The following is a 19,753-nucleotide window of genomic DNA, read 5'->3' as shown; positions in this document are numbered from 1 at the left end:
ACGGTCCTCCTCGGGTCGGACGGGGTCGTTCAGGAGTCGGCGCCGCCGACGCTGAACATCCAGTGGGTGCCGAAGCGGTCGGTGCACATCCCGAACAGGCCGCCCCAGGGCGCCTCCTCGAGCGGCATCGTGACGGTCCCGCCCGCGGTCAGCGTCTCCCACCAGCCGCGCATCAGGGCCTCGTCGTCGCCGCTCACGGAGACCGCGACGTTGTCCCCGACCGTCAGCGCCATGCTGTCCGGGGTGTCGGAGGCCATCAGGACCATGCCGGCGTCCGTGGTGAGCATCGCGTGCATGACCTTGTCCTGCTCCGCGGGGTCGTCGCTGGCCCCGTACTCGCTGAAGCGGCTCAGCGACAGCTCCCCGCCGAACACGGAGCGGTAGAACGTCATCGCCTCCTCGGCGGTGTCCCGGAACGAGAGGTAGGGATTGAGCAGCATGGGCATGGTCCGGCCTCCGCGTCGATCGGTCGATGTCCTCATGATGACCCCGTCCGTGCCGCGGGGGAAGAGTCCCTGGGAAGCCGCCGCCGGGGTGCGTAACCTGGTGCGCATGAGCAGAACGCAGTACTACGTGGCGGCCAGCGCCGACGGGTACATCGCCGACCGGGAGAACCACCTCGACTGGTTGCTGCAGTACGGCTTCGAGGCCTACCAGGAGCACTACGACGCCTTCCTGGCCGACGTCGGGGCGCTCGCGATGGGAGCGAGCACGTACGAGTTCGTGCTCGACCAGGGGGACTGGGCCTACGGCGACCTGCCGGTGTGGGTGTTCACCCACCGGGAGCTGCCGAGGCTCGAGGGCGCGAACCTGCTCTTCGTCAGCGGGCCCGTGACGCTGCACGCCGAGGCGCTGACGGCCTCCGCGGGCGGGCGGAACCTGTGGGTGGTGGGCGGTGGCCGGCTCGCGGCCCAGTTCGCGGACGCCGGGCTGCTCGACGAGCTGTGGCTGACGTACATGCCCGTCGTCCTCGGCGGAGGCCACCCGGTGCTGCCGACCGAGGCCGCGCGCGACCTGCGGCTGCAGCGCACCACCCACTTCGAGGGCGGCGCCGTGGAGCTGCGCTACGTGCTGCAGGGCCCGGACCGGCAGGTGTGGCCCGAGTAGGCGCGACTCCTTGCCGGTCCCGGCGGCCCGGACTACACTTCCCGCCACGGCACCGGCGGCCGATCCGCCGCTCCACCGGGGCCCGAGGGTCCCTCGTCGCAGGAACCCGCCATGAGCACCCACCGCCCGGTCACCGGTGACCGCGCGCGCGACCGAGCCCTGCGCGAGCTCGCGGAGCGCCTCACCGGGGTCCTCATCAGCCCACAGGATCCCGGGTACGACGACGCGCGACGGCTGTGGAACGGGATGGTCGACGTCCGTCCGCGCGCTGTCGCCCGCGCCGGGTCCGTCGCCGACGTCGACCCCTGCCTGGCCGCCGCCCGGCGCAGCGGCCTGCCGCTGGCCGTGCGCGGCGGCGGGCACAGCATCGCCGGGCACAGCACGGTCGCGGACGGCCTCGTCCTGGACCTCGGCGGCCTGACCCGCGTGGCCGTGGATCCCGCCGCGCGCCTCGTGACCGCCCAGCCGGGGGCCACCCTCGCCCACGTGGACCGGGCGACGGCCCCGCACGGCCTCGCCGTGCCGCTCGGCGTGGTCGGCGGCACCGGGATCGCCGGGCTCACGCTCGGCGGCGGCATCGGGTGGCTGACCCGCACCCACGGCCTGACCCTCGACAACCTGGTCTCCGCGGAGGTCGTCACCGCCGCGGGGGAGCACCTGCACGTCGACGCGGCCGAGCACCCGGACCTCTTCTGGGGACTGCGCGGCGGGGGCGGCAACTTCGGCGTGGTCACCTCCTTCGCGCTCCGGGCCCACCCGCTGGCGTCCCCCGTCCTGGCGGGCGGCCTCGTCTACCGCCGCCCGAAGTGGGAGCGGGCGCTCGCGGCCTTCGAGGAGTGGACGCGGGAGCTCCCGGACGAGATGAACACCATCGTGTCCTTCGTGGTCCTCCCGCCGGAGTACGGGCTCGGGCACGAGGTGCTCATGACCGTCGGTCTCGCCTGGGCCTCGCCGCAGCACGGGCGCGGCCTGGAGCTCGTCGAGCGGCTGCGCGCGGCGGTGCCGCCCGATCTGGAGACCGTGGGCCCGGTGCCCTGGACCTCCTGGCAGACCGGGAAGGACCCGGTCTTCCCGGTGGGCTCCCGGGGATACTGGAAGAACGTGGCCTTCAGCCGGCTGGACGAGGAGGTCGTCGCCGCCCTCGTGGCCGTGGCCTCCGAGATCACCTGGGTGGGGAGCGGCATCAACCTGCACTGTCTCCGCGGCGCCTTCGGCCGGGTGCCCGAGGACGCGACGGCGTGGCCCAGCCGCGCCGCACGGTTCTGGCTGAACGTCTTCGGCTTCTGGCGCGACCCGGCCGACGACGTCCGGCTCACGGCCTACGCCCGGCGGGTGCACGCGGCCCTGGGGCCGTTCGCGGAGCAGGGCCAGTACGTCAATTTCCTGGGGGCGGAGCAGGGCGGCGACCCGGGGGCGGCGGCGCGGGAGGCCTACGGGCGCGCCAAGCACGAGCGGCTGGTCGAGCTGAAGAACCGCTACGACCCGGACAACGTGTTCCGCGGCAACCACAACGTCGCCCCGACGCCGTCCCGCTGATCCCGGCCGGGGTCCGGGGCCCGTGGTGCCGGGCGGTCAGACCGCCGCGGAGGCGCGCGGCAGCCCGTACCAGGCGGCCGCGTTGTCGTGCAGCACGGACGCCGCGGCGTCCGCGCCCAGGGTCTGTACGACCAGCCCGACGTCCTCGTCCCGGAACGGGCGCTCCGCCCGGGTGCTGGGCAGGTCGGTGCCGAAGAGCAGCGCCGTCGGGTCGGCGGCGTGGATCCGGCGCAGCGCGTCCGGCACGTCGAGGTCGACACGGCCGAAGCCGGTGGCCTTGACCCTCACCCCGTGCCCGACGAGCTCGAGCAGCAGGGGCAGCCCCGCCGCGCTCATGCCGAGGTGGTCCACGACCGTCCGCGGCAGCCGCCGCAGCAGGGGGGCGAGGTGCTCCAGGGCCGCGGCGTCCAGGTAGAACTCGGCGTGCCACCCGGCGAGCTCGTGCACCCGCCGGGCCAGCCGCTCGATGCCGGCGGGGTCCGCGTCCGTGCCGCGGCGGAGGGCGAAGCGCACGGCCCGCACCCCGGCCCGGTGGAGCTCGCGCACCTGCTCGTCCGTGACGCCGGGCGGCAGCTGGGTCACCCCGGCGAAGCCCGGGCCGAGTTCCGCCAGCGCCGCGCGGAGGAAGGCCTGGTCGTGGCCCTGGAACGAGCCGCTCACCACCGCCCCGCCCACCACGCCCAGTCCCCGGACCCGCCGCCGGTAGTCCTCGGCCGTGAAGCACGGGGGCACGTAGCCCTGGTTCGGCACCAGGGGGAACCGCGGGTCGATCACGTGCAGGTGGGCGTCGATCACGGTGTCGTCCTCCTCGGCTCGCCGCAAGGTCGTCCGCCGGGAGCGGAGCGCTGCTGCCACGGCACCGACTCTACGCGGGGGGCGCGGCGGGCCGTGCGGTCACTCCTCGTACGGGGGCCACAGGCTGGTCCCCAGCCGGACCTCCAGACGGGCGACCGTGTACCCGTCCGGCCAGACGTGGCCGTCCAGGATCCGCGACAGCGCGGTGTGGTCGACGCCGGCGAGCGCCCCGACCTCGCGCAGGGGCCGGGAGCCCACGGCCGCCCGCAGGTTCACCGCGAACAGCCTCGCCCGTTCCGCCACCGGGTCGTCGCAGATCTCGTCCGGCCAGGAGACGCAGTGGTCCTGTGGTTCCGGTCGTACCCTGCTGGCCATGGCCTGCAGTCTAGGGACCGGCCCTGAGCATGAACCTGGTGCTCAGGGGGCGGGCGGCCCGTAGCGGTGCTCGGGGCGGCCGGTGCTCCCGTAGCGGAGCTGGATCTCGACCGAGCCGTCCTCGGCCAGGGCGGAGAGGTAGCGCTGGGCGGTGGCCCGGGAGATGCCGACCTTGCGGGCGATCTCCGCGGCCGGGAGCGGCGCCCCGGGCTCCAGGGCCGCCAGCACGGAGGCCTCCGTCGCGGACCGGGTGCGCTCGCCGGGGGAGGAGGTCTCGCCGGGGTGCAGGGCGTGCAGGGCGCGGTCCACGGTCTCCTGCGTCAGCGCGTCCCGGTCGGTGAGCAGCCGGCGGTACCGGGCGTAGGCCCGCAGGGTGCGGGCCAGCCGCTCGTTCGGGAACGGCTTGATGAGATAGGCCAGGGCGCCGCGGCGGACGGCGGTCCGCACGGAGGCGGGGTCGGCCGCCGCGGTGAGCATGATGACGTCGACGTCGAGGGCCCGGAGCAGGTCCAGCCCGAGCGCGTCGGGCAGGTAGACGTCCAGCAGGACGAGGTCGGGCTGGTGGGCGTGGACGGTGCGCATGGCCTGCTCGGCCGTGCCCACGGGGGTGAGCGCGGTGAAGCCCGGCACGGCGTTCACGAAGCCCGCGTGCAGCCGGCCCACGTGGAAGTCGTCGTCGACCACGAGGACCACCAGGTCGTCGCTCATCCTGCACCTCCTGCTGCGCCGGCGGTCGGTTCCCCGCGGACGTCGGCCACGGGCTCGCGGACCACGGTACCGGGCAGGCGGGCGCAGAAGACGGCTCCCGGTCCGCCGGGGCGGCCCGGATCGGCCACCCACACGTCCCCGCTGCGCCGGCGGGCCAGCTCACGGCTCAGGGACAGCCCGAAACCCTGGCCGTGGACGTCGGGCAGCACGTCGAAGCGCGGTCCGCCGCCGTCCCCGGAGCCGCCGGACGGGACGGCGGTGGACCAGCCCTGGGCGAAGATCGGCTCGGGGTCCGGCACGGGCAGTCCGTCGCCGGAGTCGGCCACCACGAGGTGCAGCGTGCCCTCCCCGCCGGTCCAGTCGTCGAGCAGCTCGACCTCGACCCAGCGGTCCTCCGCCGCGCCCTGGACCGCGGCGCGGACGGCGTTGTCCACGAGACTGCCGATCACCGTGGTGACGTCCTGCGGGTCCGTGATCCGGCCGCGGACCAGGGTGTCCGCGCCGATGCGCAGGCTCACGCCGCGCTCGGCCGCCTCGACGCTCTTGGCCCCGAGGAACGCCTGCAGGTACGGGTCCCGCAGCAGCTCGGCCCGCTCGGCCGGATAGCTCAGGGGCCCGGTCTCGGTCACCTCGGACACGTACCGGCGGGCCTCCTCGGCGTCGCCGATCGCGAGCAGCCCGGAGATGGTGTGCAGCCGGTTGGCGAACTCGTGGCGCTGGGCGCGCAGGGCGGTGCTGAGGGCGCCGACGGCGTCGAGCTGGCGGGTCAGGGACTGCAGCTCGGTGCGGTCCCGGACGAGCACCACCCAGCCGAGCGGGGGCGATCCCGGGCCGGCGGGCCGGACGGCACGGGCCGAGAGGATGAGCACGTGCCGGCCGACGACCTGCTCCACCGCGGGGGACGCGGGGGTCGCCGCGGCGAGCAGGGCGGCGAAGGACGCCGGCAGCCCCGCCTCGGCCAGCGGGGTCCCCACCAGCCGGGAGGGCTCCGCCACGCCCAGCAGCCGTGCCGCCTCGGCGTTGACCACCGTGATGCGGTGCTCGGGCGAGACGCCGATGACGCCCTCGTCGACCCCGCGCAGCACCGCCTCCTGGTCCTGGGCGAGCGCGACGATCTCCTCGGGCTCCAGTCCGAGGGTGAGCCGCTTGAGCCGGCGCGCGATCGCCGCGGAGGCGGCCGCACCGAGGCCCAGGGCGCCGAGGGCGGTGGCCGCCACGGGGGTGATGTCCTGCCGGAGGCTGGCGAGCACGTCCTCGCGGGAGATGCCCACGCTCACCGCGCCCACCACCGCCGAGCCCGAGCCGGGGGCGTACACCGGGACCTTGGCCCGGGCCGAGTGGCCCAGGGTGCCGCGCTCCTGGCTGGTGACCTCCCGCCCGGCCAGCGGCTCGGTGGGGTCCGTGCTCACGGGCAGGCCCAGCAGCTCGGGGGTGGGGTGGGAGAGCCGGAGCCCGCTGTCGTCGGTGATCACCACGAAGAGGGACTCCGTGCGGCGGCGGACCTCCTCGGCGGAGGACTGCAGGGAACCCCGGGCCAGCGCGTCCGGGTCGAGGTCCTCGGGGCCGGCCGGGGCCAGGTCGGCCACGCCCGCGCGGACGTCGTCGGTGGCGGCCACGGCCCGGGCGATGGACAGGGCCTGGTGCTCGGCGTCCCGGCCCAGGCGCTCGTAGGTCAGCCAGCCGTAGACGCCCCCGCACAGGGCCACCACGACCGTCACCACGGCGAGGTGCAGCAGCATCATCCGGACCAGGAAGCCGGGGCGCTGCCGGAGCGCACCGGGTACCGTCACTGTCTCTCCTCGTGGCCGGGCGTGGTCTCGTGCGCGACCGCCGCGTGTGCTGCACCCCACTCTACGGGCCGTGCTGCGGCCCGGGTCCCGGCCCCGACGGTCCTCCTGGGCGGCACCGGGCGGCGACCCCGGGCACGGGGGCCGCGGCGGGTCAGAGGTCCGCGAAGAAGCGGACGGCGTCCAGGTTCGGCAGGTTGATCTGGGCGTCGGCGGCCGCGCGCAGGGCGGGCTTGGCGTTGAAGGCCACGCCGAGTCCGGCGGCCGTGACCATGTCGATGTCATTGGCGCCGTCGCCCACGGCGATGACGTCCTCGGGGGCGACGTCCAGCTCCCCGGCCCAGGTCCGCAGGCTGCGCTCCTTGACGGTGCGGTCCACGACCTCGCCGAGCACCCTGCCGGTGAGCTTCCCGTCGGCGACCTCCAGGGTGTTGGCGGTGTGCCGGGTGAGCCGCAGCCGTTCCGCGAGCGGGGTGAGGACCTCCAGGAAGCCCCCCGAGACGGCCGCCACGGCGTGCCCCTCCCGCAGGAACGCCTTGACGAGCACGTCCGCGCCGGGGGAGAGCCGCACGGCGGCCAGGACCTCGTCGAGCACGGACACGGGCAGCCCCGCGAGGGCCTCGACCCGCGCGTGCAGGGACTGGGCGAAGTCCAGCTCCCCGCGCATGGCCGCCTCGGTCACGGCGGTGACCTCGGCCTCGCGCCCCGCGTGGGCCGCGAGCATGTCGACGACCTCCTGCTGGATGAGGGTGGAGTCCACGTCCATGACGAGCAGCTTCTTGCGCTCCGGGTCGAACAGGGTGGTCGGCACCACGTTGACGTCCACCCCCGGCAGCATCTGCTCCAGCGGGTCCGGGCGCAGGGCCGCGAGCAGGGCGGTGGCGTCCGATCCGGCCACGTGGGCGGTGAAGGCGTTGTAGCCGGGGACCCCCGAGTCGTGCCCGGCGGAGCCGGGGCCGGTGACCCGCACGCCGGAGAACCGCTCGACCTCGGCGCCGGCGTCCTGCACCAGGGTGAGGATGCGCTCACGGGCCTCCGGGTCCGGATTCTGGGCGAACGCGATCACGGCGAGGTGGGTGGTCATGCGGCCAGTGTATCCGGGCCCCCGGACGCACCGGCCCGGCGGCGGGCGCCGGGGCGGGAACCGCCGCCGCCGGTGCCCTACAGTGGCCGGTATGAGTGCTGTGGTGGAGATGGTGGACGTCAGCGTGGTCCGGGGCCGGAAGACGCTGCTGGAGTCCGTGGACTGGGTCGTCAACGAGGGCGAGCGGTGGGTCGTGCTGGGCCCCAACGGGGCCGGCAAGACCACGCTGCTGTCCATCGCCGCCGCCCGGCTGCACCCCACCCGGGGCATGGTGGACATCCTCGACGAGATCCTCGGCGCGGTGGACGTCTTCGAGCTGCGCCCCCGGATCGGCCTGAGCTCCACGGTGCTCGCCGCCCAGATCCCCGAGGCCGAGACCGTGCGCAACTGCGTGGTCACGGCCGCCTACGGCGTGACCGGGCGGTGGATCGAGAGCTACGACGACGCCGACGAGGCACAGGCGCAGGAGCTCATGGCAGCGTGGGGCATCGACCACCTGGCCGAGCGCCGGTTCGGGTCCCTGTCCGAGGGGGAGCGCAAGCGCGTGCTCGTCGCCCGGGCCCTGATGACCGACCCCGAGCTGCTGCTCCTGGACGAGCCGGCGGCCGGCCTCGACGTGGGCGGCCGGGAGGACCTGGTGGCACGGCTGGACGAGCTGGCCCGGGACGAGGCGTCCCCGGCCGTCGTCATGGTCACCCACCACCTGGAGGAGGTGCCCGACGCCTTCACCCACGCGCTGCTGCTGCGCGAGGGACGGGTCGTCGCCTCCGGGCCCGTCCGGCAGGTCATGACGCAGAAGAACCTCTCCGAGACGTTCGGGCTGCCCCTCAAGCTCGTGCAGGTCGGCAACCGCTACGCGGCGTTCGCCCGGTCCTGACCGGCTCCGTGGCCGCGTTCCCCTCCGTGCCCCCGCTCGTGCCCCTGTCCGTGCCCCCGCTCGTGCCCCGGTCCGCGGGCAGCGCCGGCGAGCTCGTCACCGGCCTCCTCGCCGACCTGCCCTTCGAGAGTTGGCAGGTGGGACTGATCCTCCTCGCGGGGGTGTGGGCCGGACTCATCAACACCATCGTGGGCTCCGGGACCCTCGTGACCTTCCCCGTGCTGGTCACCATGGGCGTGCCGCCGGTGACCGCCTCGATGTCCAACGCGATGGGCCTGATCGCCGGCAACCTCACGGGCGCCTGGCACTACCGCCACGAGCTCAAGGGCGTCGAACGGACCCTCCTGAAGCTCGTTCCGTTCTCGGTGGCCGGCGGCGTCATCGGGGCGGCGCTGCTGCTGCACCTGCCCGAGTCCGTGTTCGGCTACGCGGCGCCGGCCCTGATCGTCGTCGCCCTCCTGTTCGTGATCTTCCAGCCGCGGCTCCAGGCGCTGGTGCGCCGCCGCAAGGACAACCAGGCCGAGGCCGCCGCCGCGGCGGCGCGGGCGCGCGGGGAGACCCCGCGGCCCCTCGACCCGGACCGGGCGCCGCAGCCGGCGTCCCTGTACGCCCTGGTCTTCCTGGCCGGCGTCTACGGCGGCTACTTCGTGGCCGCCCAGGGAGTGCTCCTGCTCGGCATCCTCGGCGTGTTCCTGCTCGCCTCCCTGCAGGCCGCCAACGCCGTCAAGGTGGTGCTCGTGGCCCTCGTCAACATCGTGGCCGCGGTCTCCTACGTCCTGTTCGCCCTCGACCGGATCAACTGGTGGGTCGTGCTGCTCATCGCCGTGAGCTCCACCGCGGGCTCCTGGGCCGGTGCCAAGATCGGCCGCCGGCTCTCCCCGGTGGTGCTGCGCACCGTCATCGTGGTGCTGGGCGTCGTGGCCCTCGTCAACCTGGTGTCCCGGCTGATCTGAGGGCGTCCGCGCGCCCGGGCACCGTGCGGAGCCCGCGCGGCCGCGCACGTCCGCGCGGGAGCACGTCCCGGGGACGGCACCGGCTACGATCGGGGCGACCCGGCCCCGGTCACCGTCCCGGCCACAGGGTCCCACGCCCGCGCCCCACCGACCCGAAGAGACCCCGTGACCGACTTCCCGCACCTGATCCGCCTCGAGAGCGCCGACGACCCCCGGGTCGCCGACTACGCCCGCCTGACCGACGTCAAGCTGCGGCGCAGGCTCGAGCCCGAGCGCGGCATGTACATCGCCGAGTCCTCCAAGGTGCTCCGCCGGGCCCTCGCGGCAGGGCACGTGCCCCGCTCCTTCTTCATGGCGGACAAGTGGCTGGAGGACCTCGCGGACGTGCTGGCGGAGCACCCCCACGTGCCCCTGTACGTCGGACCGGACGAGGTGCTCGAGCAGATCACGGGCTTCCACCTGCACCGCGGGGCGATCGCGGCCATGCAGCGCCCGGAGCCCGTGGAGCTGGCGCAGCTCCTGGCGTCGTCGCGCCGGATCGCGGTCCTCGAGGACATCGTGGACCACACCAACGTCGGGGCGATCTTCCGCTCGGCCGCCGCGCTCGACGTCGACGCCGTGCTGGTCACCCCCCGCTGTGCCGACCCCCTGTACCGCCGGGCCATCCGGGTCTCCATGGGCACCGTCTTCCAGGTCCCGTGGACCCGGCTGCAGCACTGGACCGCCGACCTGCAGCGGATCAAGGACGCCGGCTTCACCACGGCGGCGCTCGCCCTCGGCGACGACTCGCTCACCCTCCAGGAGCTGTCCGCCCGCCGGGACGAGAAGCTGGCGCTGGTCCTCGGCACCGAGGGGGACGGGCTGAGCGCGGCCACCGTCCACCACGCGGATCTCACCGTCCGGATCCCGATGTCCCACGGCGTGGACTCCCTCAACGTGGCCGCCGCCTCGGCCGTGGCCTTCTGGGAGACCCGGCCCGTCCGGTGACGACCGGGCCGCGGCCTCGGCACGGCTCGTCGTGCTCGACGGCCCCGGCGGCCGCAGCGGGTCACGGTTCAGCCGTCGATCGCCCTCCGACCAGTGCTGTTGGCATCCGTGAAGACTATTCTGGAAGGGTCTGCGAGGCCCGGTCCGAGAAACCGCGGCACCAGCCGGCGTCCGGGCGCAGAGGAACAGCAGGTGTGTCATGAAAAAGCTGATCTCGTGGCTGGCGGCCCTGGTGCTGGCCACGGGGCTGGGGCTGATCGTCCCCGGCAGCGCCTCCGCCGCGGCGCCGTACTGCGGCATCACGTGGGGGTCCACCCCCGAGTACTCGGAGGAGTACACGGGCGATGTGATCACCGGCGTACGATCCGGCCGGCACGCGTGCTTCGACCGTCTGGTCGTCGACCTCCGCGGGGGCGACGTCCCGGGGTACCGCGTGGCGTACACGGCCGTCACCGAGCAGGGTTCGGGCCGGGCGGTCCCCCTGCGCGGAGCGGCCGATCTGCGGATCATCGTCCACGCACCCGCCTACGAGGACGGCAGGGCCACCTACCTCCCGAAGAACCGGCAGGAGGTGGTGGACGTCAGCGGGTACCGGACGTTCCGCCAGGTGGCCTGGGCCGGCAGCTTCGAGGGGCAGACCACCATCGGCCTCGGCGTCCGCGCCCGGCTCCCGTACCGGGTCTTCGTGCTGGACGGCCCGGGGAACACGACGCGGCTCGTGGTCGACGTCGCGCACCGGTGGTGAGCCGGTCCCGGCACCGGTCACGGCCGCACGAGGAGTCCGGTGCGTGCCGGGCCCCTCGCGCGGCCGGAACGGGCGTGAATTCCCGCCGCGGATCCGGTACGCTGGACCGCTGGTGCCCGATGCCCCCGCCCTTCTCGAACCGCGCGGACGGACGACGACGGCGCACCGCCCACCGAGCGAAACCGTGGCTGGCAAAATCCAGGCACCAACGAAAAGGTTTGAACCCCATGAAGACTGACATCCACCCGGACTACCACCCGGTCCTCTTCCGCGACCTGGCCTCCGGCAAGACCATCCTGACCCGGTCCACCGCCACCTCGCAGAAGACCGAGACGTGGGAGGACGGCAACGAGTACCCGATCATCGAGGTCGAGATCTCCTCGGAGTCCCACCCGTTCTACACCGGCAAGCAGCGCATCATGGACTCCGCCGGTCGCGTGGAGCGCTTCAACGCCCGCTTCAAGAACTTCGGCAAGTCCAGCAGCTGACGTTCGTCCCGCTCGCGGGGCCCAGCACCACCGCCCAGGCCCGGACCGCACAGGTCCGGGCCTGCGTCGTCCCCGGGCGTAGGCTGTCCCGGGACCACCAGCAGGACGGATCGAACGGCAGCACAGGACGGCGGGGAGGCGCGGATGACGCAGGAGCGGCGGCACGGGGAGTTCAAGGTGCAGGGCGGGAAGCTCGTGGTCGTGGACCTGGGCGTGGCCGACGGCCGGCTGGTCGACGTCTCCGTCAACGGGGACTTCTTCCTCGAGCCGGACGAGGCCCTCGCGGACATCAACGCCGCGCTGACCGGCCTCGGCGAGCACGCCACCCAGCAGGAGATCGTCGGGGCCGTCGAGGCGGCGCTCGCGGACGACGTCGTGCTGTTCGGCTTCTCCCCGCAGGCGATCGCCACCGCCGTCCGCCGGGCCCTGGCCCACGCCACCACGTGGGACGACCACGCGTGGGAGGTCATCCCGCCCACGGTCCGGCCCACCCTGGAGAACCTGGCGCTCGACGAGGTCCTCGCCCGCGAGGTCGGCGCCGGCCGGCGCCCGCCCGCCCTGCGGCTGTGGGACTGGGAGGAGCCGTCCGTGGTGATCGGCTCCTTCCAGTCCCTGCGCAACGAGGTGGACGCGGAGGGCGCCCGGCGGCACGGCATCTCGGTGGTGCGCCGGGTCTCCGGCGGCGGGGCCATGTTCATGGAGGCCGGCAACTGCATCACGTACTCGCTGTACCTGCCCCAGACCCTCGTGGACGGCCTCAGCTTCGCCGAGTCCTACCCGTTCCTCGACCGGTGGGTCATGCAGGCGTTCCAGGAGATGGGGCTGGAGGCGTTCTACGTCCCGCTCAACGACATCGCCACGGAGCACGGCAAGATCGGCGGCGCGGCCCAGAAGCGCTTCGCGGGCGGCGGCATGGTCCACCACGTGACCATGAGCTACGACATCGACGCCCGGAAGATGACGGAGGTCCTCCGGATCGGCCGGGAGAAGCTCTCCGACAAGGGGCACCGCTCGGCCCGGAAGCGCGTGGACCCGCTGCGCCGGCAGACCGGCATGGCCCGGGCCGACGTCGTGGACAAGCTCATGGAGGTCTTCGCGGGACGCTACGGGGCCGCGCAGGGTGCCGTCCGCGAGACCGAGCTCGCCGCCGCCCGCCGGCTGGTGGCCGAGAAGTTCGCCACCCCGGAGTGGATCACCCGGGTGCCCTGAGCCGCCCGCGGCACCTCGCCGGTCGAGTGCTCCCAGGCACCTGTCAGCCGCTTCCGAGCACGGGGGGCCTAGCATGAGCGGCACCGACCGCCCACCGACCCGGGAGCACAGCATGTCCGTCGACGACCGCGACGCCGCCCGCGGCGTCCACCCCGCCGACCGGGACGCCGACGGCGTGGCCGTGCCGCGGCACCGGCGGCACCCCGTCCGCCGGGTCCTGCTGGGCCTCGTGCTGGTCCTCGCCCTGGCGGCCGGTGCGTTCGTGTGGAACCTGGGACGGACCTTCGACGCCCGGAAGCAGGTCATCGAGGACGCGTTCCCGCCGGAGGGCGGGCGGCCCGCCGCGGGCTCGGCCCAGGACCGGGGCACCACCGTGCTGCTGCTCGGGGCGGACAGCCTGCCCGGCGGACGGGCGGACGTGGGCGTCGTGGGGGAGCGGGCGGACACCATCATGCTGGTGCACCTGCCCGAGGACGGCGGGGAGGCCTACGTGCTGTCCGTCCTGCGGGACACGTGGGTGCCGATCCCCGGCGTGGGCGAGGCCAAGATCAACGCCGCGCTCGACCTCGGCGGCGTCCCGCTGATGGTCGGGACCGTCGAGGAGCTCGTCGGCACCCGGGTGGACCAGGTCGCCGAGGTGGACTTCGCCGGCTTCCAGGCCCTCACCGACGCCCTGGGCGGGGTGACGATCGACGTGCCCCAGGACTTCGTCTCCAACGAGGGGATGACCTTCGAGGCCGGGCCGGAGCACATGGACGGGGAGCGGGCCCTCGAGTTCGTCCGGGAGCGCAAGGCCTTCGAGAGCGGGGACTTCCAGCGCGTGCAGAACCAGCGCAGCTACGTCCGGGCCGCGCTGGAGCGCCTGCTCGGCCCGCAGACGCTGCTCAACCCCGTGCGGATGCACACCGTGGTCATCGAGTTCTCGCCCTACCTGACGGTGAGCGAGGGGCTCGACTCGTCGTGGCTCGCCGGACTGGCCCCCGACCTCGCCGGGCTCTCCGCCGGGGACCTGCACCTGTCCACGGCACCGCAGCTCGGCCTGGGCGTGTCCCCGGACGGGCAGTCGGTCGTGGTGCCCGACCTCGAGGCGATGGCGGGGATCGGCGCGGCCATCTCGTCGGGCGATCTGGGCGGATATCTTGCTACGCTGAGCCCTGACGATCAGTAGCTCCCCGCCGGCGCCCGAGCCCGGCGCAGACCGACTTCCCCCCGCCCGCAGCACGCCCCGTGATCGACCGGGACGGCCCCTCTTCCTCCGCGAGAAGGCCATGCCGCACACCCCCCGCCCCTTCAGTCCGGACGACGAGCCCCAGGCCTTCTGGCTGCCCGCGGCCCGTGTCCTCCCCACCGGCGCGGCCCGGCCCGCCGCCCGCGCCCTGCTGCGCAGCCCCTGGCCCGAGGCCGGTGCCGCCGTGGCCCGCGCCCTGGGCCCGGACGCCGCGGCGCAGCGGCGGCTCGAGGCACGCCTCCGCCGTGCCCGCCGCGGGAGCCCCGCGCCGCGCACTGCCCGCCGGCTCGCCGAGGCGGCCCTGTCCGCGGGCCGGGTGGCCGAGGCGGACCGGCTCCTGGCGCAGGTGCCGTCCGGCACGAGGGACCTCGCCGGCACGAGAGCCCGCCGGCACCGCCACGTCGGCCGGATCTCGGAGGCCGTGGTCGAGCTGCGGCGTGCCGCGGCCGCCGGGCGGGCCACACAGGGGGAGCGGCGCCGGCTGCTCCACTACGAGGACGAGCTGCGGCTGCTCTCCGGCTGGCGCCCGGCCCTCACCCCGGTGGTGGGCTACCGCCCGGAGCCCGCGTCCGTGCTGCACGTGCTCGCCGAGGCCCCGCCGCGCGCCCGGGGGCGGCGCGCCCCGCGCGCCCACTCCCTGCTCTCCGCGACCGTGGCCCAGGGCTGGACCGTGACCGCCGTGACACGGACCGGGCCCGCGGCCGCCGACGGCAGGGCGCCCGGGGCGGACGCCGAGGTCCTCGACGGCGTCTCCTACCACCGGCTGCTGCCCGCCGGCCGGGCACCGACCCCCACGGCGCGGCTGCAGCGGGAGGCGCAGGCCCTGCTCGAGCTCGCCCTGCGTGCGCGGCCCGCGGTGCTGCACACCACGAGCCGCGCCGGCAACGCCCTCGTCACCCGCGCGGTGGCGGAGGCGCTGGGCATCCCGTGGGTCTACGAGGTGCGGGAGCTGCCCGCCGACCGGTGGGCGGCCTCCCGGCCCGCCGAGGCGGCCACGAGCGAGCGGCACCGGCTCGAGAGCGCCCGCGAGGTCGAGGTCCTGGCCGCCGCGGCCGACGTCGTGACCACGAGCCGCGCCATGCGCGAGCGCGTGCAGGCCCTCACACGGGCCCTTCCGGGCGGCCCGGTGCCCGTCCGCGTGGCGCCCCCCGCCGTGGACGGCCCGTACCTGGCGGATCCCCGCCCCCTGCAGGAGGCCCGCCGGGTCCTGGGACTGCCGGAGACGGCCCGGGTGGTGGGCGCGGTCGCGGACCTCGTGGAGCACGAGGGCCTCGACGACCTCCTGCGCGCCGCCGCCCTCGTGGCCGCCGACGTGCCGGAGCTCCTCGTGGTGGTCGTGGGCGACGGCCCGGCCCGGGCCGAGCTCGAAGAACTGGCCGGGCGGCTCGGCCTGGGCGGGCGGGTCCGCTTCGCGGGGCGGGTCCCGGACGAGCAGGTCGTGCAGTACCATCAGGCGTTCGACGTGTTCGTGGTCGCGCGCAAGGACCGCCCGGTCGCCCGCACCGCGGCCCCGACCGAGTCCGTGGAGGCCCTGGCCACCGGGACCCCCGTGGTCGCCACCCGGCTGCCCGTGCTCGCCGAGACCGTGACCGACGGCATCACCGGCATGCTCACGCCGCCGGAGGAGCCCGAGACCCTCGCGACGGTCCTGCGGATGATGCTCGAGTGCCCCGCCGTGCGCCGCTGCCTCGGGGTCGAGGGCCGGCGGCGCGTCGTGCCGGGGCGGACCTGGCACGGCGTGGCCTCGGCCGCCGCGGAGGCCTACGACCACCTGACCGGACGCGCCCGGTCCGAGGAGGAGTCCGCCTGAGGGCGGTGGGCCCGGCAGCTCCGGCCGGTCCTGGGCGTCGCGGTCCACGACGGCGGCGGACGGGGCGCGGCGGCCCGGCGGCGGCACCGGGTCCAGGGGCGGGCAGCGCGGTCAGGACCGCTCCGGGCCCCCGGTGACCAGCGAGGCCAGGGGCGCGCCCTCGAGGAAGTCCACCAGCGCGGGCGACCGGGTCACCACGGTCTCCTGGTAGCGGCCCGGCAGCTCGGGGTCCTTGCCGATGACCAGCTGCTCGACGTCGTCCTCCAGGAACATCGCCAGGATCCCCCGCAGCAGCTCCAGCGCCGTCCCGTCGCGGAGCATGCCGCGCACGGCGCCGGGCACGCGGACGGTGCGCTCGTCGTCGAGCACCACGTCGACGAAGTCGGGGGTGTCGCTCTCCGACCAGCGGGCCGTCCTCGCGGCGGCGATCGCGCCGGTGACCTCGACCATGAGGGTCACCACGATGGTCGCCTCCGTCAGCGCCGCCTGGATCGCCTCCGCACGGCGCCGGTCGCGGCGCCGGCGCCAGCGGCTCGGGCGCGCGCGGTCGACCACCAGGTACTCCAGCTGCAGCTTGCCCCGGCAGTCCTCCAGGAAGGACACGGTGACGGCCTCGGCGGGGCTGCCGCCCCGGACGGCGGCGTAGGCGCGGCGCAGCAGGTCCTGCAGGTCGGTGGAGCCGCGGGCCAGCGTGGGCGCCGAGAGGCTCACGGGCCGGCCGTGGGCGTCGAGGCAGCGCACCGTGATCGGGACGCGTGCCACCGTGGTGCCGAGGGGGGAGTCCACGCTGACGTCGAGCCTTCCTGTGGGGACGGGGAGTGACCCCATCATAGATGCGCACGCATTGTCCGGGTCGTGCGCGCGCCGTCCCCCGTTGTGGGGACAAGTCCGCTCTCACGAGGGGCGACGGCCGGCCCGGACGGTGTTTCCGTCGTCCGGGCCGGCCGTCTCCGGACCGATCAGGGCCAGGAGCCCTCCTCGGCGTGGGCGATGAACAGCTCGCGGACCTCGCACCCCCGGGGCTGGGCGAGGGCGAACAGGACGGCGTTCGCCACGTTCTCGGGATCGTTGAGCTGGGAGTCGTCCTGGGGCTTGTACTGCTCGTCCCGGTCGTCGAAGAAGCGCGTCTTCATGCCTCCGGGGATGAGCTGGGTGACGCCCACCTCGCCCTTGAGCTCCGCGGCGAGGGCCTGGCTGAAGCCGAGCACGCCGAACTTGGACGCGCAGTACGCCGTCGCGTCCGAGACGCCCTTCAGCGCGAGGGTGGAGGCCACCGTGATGACGCGGCCCCGGGACTCCCGCAGCGCGGGCAGCGCGGCGCGCACCGTCGAGACGGTGCCGAACAGGTTGACCTGCACGACCTTCTCCCACTCGGCGGCCGCCACGTCCTCGAGACGGCCGCAGCGGTCGATGCCGGCCGCGGTGACCACCGCGTCCAGGCCGCCGGCGGCCTCCACGGCCCGGCGCACCGTCTCGGTCACCGCGGCGGTGTCCGCCACGTCGACCTCGTAGGCGGTGACGCCGGTGAGCGTGCTGATGTCCCGGTCCAGGACGATGGGGGTGCCACCGTTGTCGCGGACCGCCTCCACCACGGCGGCGCCGAGTCCGGAGGCCCCGCCGGTGATCAGCACCCGGCCGGGGCTGGTGGGCTGGAAACTCATGCAACTTCCTCTCTGCTGGGCACGGCCCCGCCCGCGGCGGGTGCCGCGGGCGGGGTGTGCTGCTCCACGTCGGAACAGGGTCAGGCCGCGCGGGTGCAGCGGCCTGGTCACTGCTACCGTATCCGGTCCCGGCCCGTTCGTAAGTAAGCTCATCAGGACGGCCCCCGAGGTGCGCACGCGCACGCCCGCCCGACGCAGAAGGAGTTCCATGACCACCGCAGCACCCGCCACCGCCCCGACGACCGAGCTCACCGTGCTGGACCCCCGGGACGGAACCACGGTCGGCACCGTGGCCGCGGCCACGGAGGAGGAGGTCCGCGCCGCCGTCGCGGCCGCCCGTGCGGCCGCCCGGGACTGGGCCCGGACGGCTCCCGAGGAGCGCGGGAAGGCCCTGCGCGCCGCCGCGGACCGGCTGGCCGAGCACGCGCAGGAGCTCGCCGAGCTCAACGCCCGCGAGACCGGCAAGCCCGTCGAGGAGTCCCTGGGCGGGGTCATGGCCGGGGTCGGCACGCTCCACCAGTACGCGGAGCTCGGACCGGTGCACCGGGGGCACAGCCTGCGCGGCAGCGTGCTGGCGGCCGACTACACCGTCGCGGAGCCGCGCGGCGTCGTCGTCGCCCTCACGCCGTGGAACGACCCCGTGGCGGTGGCCGCGGGCCTGCTCGGCGCCGCGGTCGTCACCGGCAACACCGTGGTGCACAAGCCCAGCGAGCGCTGCCCGCACGTCGGGGCGCGGCTCGGGGAGATCCTCGCCGAGGCCCTGCCCGCCGGGGTGCTCGGCACCGTCAGCGGCGGCGCCGCGGTCGGGGAGCTGCTCACCGCGCTGCCCGGCGTCGACGTCCTCGCCCACGTCGGCTCCACCGCCGCCGGCGAGGCCATCGCCCGGGCGGCGGTCGGCACCGGCGCCCACGTGGTCCGGGAGAACGGCGGCAACGACGCACTGGTGGTCGACGACGACGTGGACCCCGTCTGGGCCGCCGGCCAGGCCGCCCTCGGCGCGTTCGCCAACGCGGGCCAGATCTGCGTGGCGGTCGAGCGGATCTACGTCCACCGCGGCGTCGCCGAGCCGTTCCTCGCGGCACTGGCCGAGGAGGCGCGCCGGCGCAACACCGAGGGCACGCTCGCTCCGCTGGTCGACGAGCGGATGCGCGGAGAGGTCCACCGTCAGGTCGCCGACAGCGTCGCCCGGGGAGCGGTCGTGCTCGAGGGCGCGCAGGTGCCCGAGGGTCCCGGGGCGTTCTACCCGGCCACCGTCCTGCGCGGGTGCACCCCCGGGATGACCGTGATGACCGAGGAGACGTTCGGGCCCGTGGCCCCGGTGCAGGTGGTCGACAGCTTCGAGGAGGGGCTGCGGCTGGCCGCGGCCGACCGCTACGGGCTGGCCGCGACCGTGCTCACCGGGCGGATCGCCCACGCCCAGCGCGCCGTGGCCGAGCTGCCGGTGGGCACGCTGAAGGTCAACAACGTCTTCGGCGGCGCCCCCGGTGGCGCCGCGCAGCCGCGCCGGGCCTCCGGCGCGGGCTTCGGCTACGGGCCCGAGCTCCTGGACGAGATGACCCAGGTCAAGGTCGTGCACATCGAGATGCCGCCGGCGGCGGACTGAGCGCCGGCCGGCCCGGCGGCATCCGGGTCCGGGACGTCACCGCCGGCGCAGGGGCTCGAGCAGCCCGCGGACCCGGTCCGAGGGCTGCTCGCCCAGTTCCCGCGCCAGCTCGCCGCGGTAGCCCTGGAACGCCCGCCACGCCTCGGCCTCGTTGCCCAGGCGCAGGTGCGCGCGGACCAGCAGGCTCACGGTGCTCTCGCGCAGGGGAGCGGCGTCGCGGACCGTCCGGGCCAGCGCCAGGGCGTGGTGGACGTCGCCGTGGACGAGGCAGAGCTCCGCCCGTTCCTCGACCGCGTTGACGTAGAGCTCCTGCAGCCGGGCCTGCTCATCGACCACCCAGTCGTCGTACCAGCCCGGCAGCAGGGCCACGCCGGGGCGGTCCAGCACCCAGGCGTCCTCGCGCCCGGCGGACCAGGACGCCACCGGGCGCACGAGCAGCTCGAGCAGGTGGTGCAGGTCCACATCCACGGCCCCGGACAGCCCCAGGGCCCCGCCGCGGCACTCCACGGCCCCCGGCACGCGCCGGGACAGGGTGAAGACGGCGGTGCGCAGGCTGCCGAGCGCGTGGTCCTCCGGGCACTCCGGCCACAGCAGCCCGGCGAGGTAGTGCCGGGACCGGGGGCCGTGGATCGCCAGCGCCGCCAGCAGCCGCTGCTGCCGGGTCCCGGTCTGCACCCGGGCCCCCTGCACGGCGGCGTCCCAGCTTCCCAGCAGTCGCAGCGTGATCGTCCCTCCGTCGCCCATGACCCTGCTCCCCCCGGCTGACCAGGCGCGATGTCAGCGCCCGCGCTTCACCGCCA

The 19,753-nt window shown here is 75.1% G+C and carries 20 protein-coding genes; 11 read left to right on the top strand and 9 right to left on the bottom strand.

The features are described from left to right. Window positions 1–29: 29 nt before the first annotated feature. Window positions 30–446: a VOC family protein gene (locus tag RCG67_RS07000; RefSeq protein WP_368825439.1), complete on the bottom strand. Its 417-nt coding sequence runs from the start codon at window positions 444–446 to the stop codon at window positions 30–32. Between the two features lie 106 nt (window positions 447–552). Here RCG67_RS07000 and RCG67_RS06995 point away from each other — a divergent pair, with 106 nt between their 5' ends. Then, window positions 553–1,107 (top strand): dihydrofolate reductase family protein, encoded by a 555-nt coding sequence (locus RCG67_RS06995; protein ID WP_368825438.1) that lies wholly within the window; start codon window positions 553–555, stop codon window positions 1,105–1,107. Between the two features lie 111 nt (window positions 1,108–1,218). Beyond that, on the top strand, window positions 1,219–2,643 hold the full coding sequence (locus tag RCG67_RS06990; protein WP_368825437.1) for an FAD-binding oxidoreductase: 1,425 nt from the start codon (window positions 1,219–1,221) through the stop codon (window positions 2,641–2,643). A 36-nt stretch (window positions 2,644–2,679) separates the two neighbouring features. Here RCG67_RS06990 and RCG67_RS06985 read toward each other — a convergent pair whose 3' ends face one another. From RCG67_RS06985 to serB, 5 genes are all read right to left on the bottom strand, one after another. Continuing rightward, entirely contained in the window at window positions 2,680–3,498 is an 819-nt protein-coding gene (locus tag RCG67_RS06985; RefSeq protein ID WP_368825436.1) for an amidohydrolase family protein, read from the bottom strand. Between the two features lie 39 nt (window positions 3,499–3,537). Further along, window positions 3,538–3,813 carry a helix-turn-helix domain-containing protein gene (locus tag RCG67_RS06980; RefSeq protein WP_157571450.1) on the bottom strand — a complete coding sequence of 92 codons (276 nt, stop codon included), beginning with the start codon at window positions 3,811–3,813 and terminating at the stop codon, window positions 3,538–3,540. 42 nt (window positions 3,814–3,855) lie between these two features. Next, window positions 3,856–4,521, bottom strand: a complete 666-nt coding sequence (locus tag RCG67_RS06975; RefSeq protein WP_058875023.1) for a response regulator — start codon at window positions 4,519–4,521, stop codon at window positions 3,856–3,858. Then, window positions 4,518–6,311 carry a sensor histidine kinase gene (locus tag RCG67_RS06970; protein WP_368825435.1) on the bottom strand — a complete coding sequence of 598 codons (1,794 nt, stop codon included), beginning with the start codon at window positions 6,309–6,311 and terminating at the stop codon, window positions 4,518–4,520. Before RCG67_RS06970 ends, RCG67_RS06975 begins: the two co-directional genes overlap by 4 nt. 151 nt (window positions 6,312–6,462) lie before the next feature. Then, window positions 6,463–7,392: a phosphoserine phosphatase SerB gene (gene serB / locus RCG67_RS06965; RefSeq protein WP_368825434.1), complete on the bottom strand. Its 930-nt coding sequence runs from the start codon at window positions 7,390–7,392 to the stop codon at window positions 6,463–6,465. Window positions 7,393–7,483: 91 nt separating this feature from the next. Here serB and RCG67_RS06960 point away from each other — a divergent pair, with 91 nt between their 5' ends. The 8 genes from RCG67_RS06960 to RCG67_RS06925 all read left to right on the top strand — a co-directional run bounded on the left by RCG67_RS06960 (window position 7,484) and on the right by RCG67_RS06925 (window position 15,689). Continuing rightward, complete coding sequence (locus tag RCG67_RS06960; protein WP_058875021.1) at window positions 7,484–8,269, top strand: ABC transporter ATP-binding protein; 786 nt, start codon at window positions 7,484–7,486, stop codon at window positions 8,267–8,269. A gap of 116 nt (window positions 8,270–8,385) precedes the next feature. Beyond that, entirely contained in the window at window positions 8,386–9,222 is an 837-nt protein-coding gene (locus tag RCG67_RS06955) for a sulfite exporter TauE/SafE family protein (RefSeq protein ID WP_368825563.1), read from the top strand. Window positions 9,223–9,387: 165 nt separating this feature from the next. Next, window positions 9,388–10,209, top strand: coding sequence for a TrmH family RNA methyltransferase (locus RCG67_RS06950; RefSeq protein ID WP_368825433.1), 822 nt, complete (start codon window positions 9,388–9,390; stop codon window positions 10,207–10,209). 199 nt (window positions 10,210–10,408) lie between these two features. Next, a complete protein-coding gene (locus tag RCG67_RS06945; protein WP_368825432.1) occupies window positions 10,409–10,954 on the top strand; it encodes an AMIN-like domain-containing (lipo)protein in 546 nt (181 codons plus the stop codon). Window positions 10,955–11,181: 227 nt separating this feature from the next. Then, window positions 11,182–11,442, top strand: coding sequence for a type B 50S ribosomal protein L31 (locus RCG67_RS06940; protein ID WP_058875018.1), 261 nt, complete (start codon window positions 11,182–11,184; stop codon window positions 11,440–11,442). Between the two features lie 144 nt (window positions 11,443–11,586). Next, window positions 11,587–12,651: a lipoate-protein ligase LplAB gene (lplAB, locus tag RCG67_RS06935; protein ID WP_368825431.1), complete on the top strand. Its 1,065-nt coding sequence runs from the start codon at window positions 11,587–11,589 to the stop codon at window positions 12,649–12,651. A gap of 73 nt (window positions 12,652–12,724) precedes the next feature. Beyond that, the gene (locus RCG67_RS06930) at window positions 12,725–13,819 is read left to right on the top strand and encodes an LCP family protein (protein ID WP_368825430.1); all 1,095 of its coding nucleotides are present in this window, start codon (window positions 12,725–12,727) and stop codon (window positions 13,817–13,819) included. Window positions 13,820–13,919: 100 nt separating this feature from the next. Further along, window positions 13,920–15,689 (top strand): glycosyltransferase, encoded by a 1,770-nt coding sequence (locus RCG67_RS06925; RefSeq protein WP_368825429.1) that lies wholly within the window; start codon window positions 13,920–13,922, stop codon window positions 15,687–15,689. A gap of 111 nt (window positions 15,690–15,800) precedes the next feature. On the opposite strand, the gene RCG67_RS06920 is transcribed toward RCG67_RS06925, so the two are convergent. Together RCG67_RS06920 and RCG67_RS06915 are read right to left on the bottom strand one after the other, a co-directional pair. Next, window positions 15,801–16,475, bottom strand: coding sequence for a hypothetical protein (locus tag RCG67_RS06920; protein ID WP_368825428.1), 675 nt, complete (start codon window positions 16,473–16,475; stop codon window positions 15,801–15,803). A 173-nt stretch (window positions 16,476–16,648) separates the two neighbouring features. After that, the gene (locus tag RCG67_RS06915; RefSeq protein ID WP_368825427.1) at window positions 16,649–17,350 is read right to left on the bottom strand and encodes an SDR family oxidoreductase; all 702 of its coding nucleotides are present in this window, start codon (window positions 17,348–17,350) and stop codon (window positions 16,649–16,651) included. Window positions 17,351–17,558: 208 nt separating this feature from the next. Between RCG67_RS06915 and RCG67_RS06910 the strand changes: the two genes are divergently transcribed. Then, on the top strand, window positions 17,559–18,953 hold the full coding sequence (locus tag RCG67_RS06910; protein WP_368825426.1) for an aldehyde dehydrogenase family protein: 1,395 nt from the start codon (window positions 17,559–17,561) through the stop codon (window positions 18,951–18,953). Window positions 18,954–18,989: 36 nt separating this feature from the next. On the opposite strand, the gene RCG67_RS06905 is transcribed toward RCG67_RS06910, so the two are convergent. Continuing rightward, a complete protein-coding gene (locus tag RCG67_RS06905; RefSeq protein WP_368825424.1) occupies window positions 18,990–19,697 on the bottom strand; it encodes an AfsR/SARP family transcriptional regulator in 708 nt (235 codons plus the stop codon). Between the last annotated feature and the right edge of the window lie 56 nt (window positions 19,698–19,753).

Source organism: Kocuria cellulosilytica (assembly GCF_040981245.1).
Taxonomy (GTDB): domain Bacteria; phylum Actinomycetota; class Actinomycetes; order Actinomycetales; family Micrococcaceae; genus Kocuria; species Kocuria cellulosilytica.
Note: the sequence above shows the minus strand (reverse complement) of the source record. Positions and strands in the feature narration are given on the sequence as shown.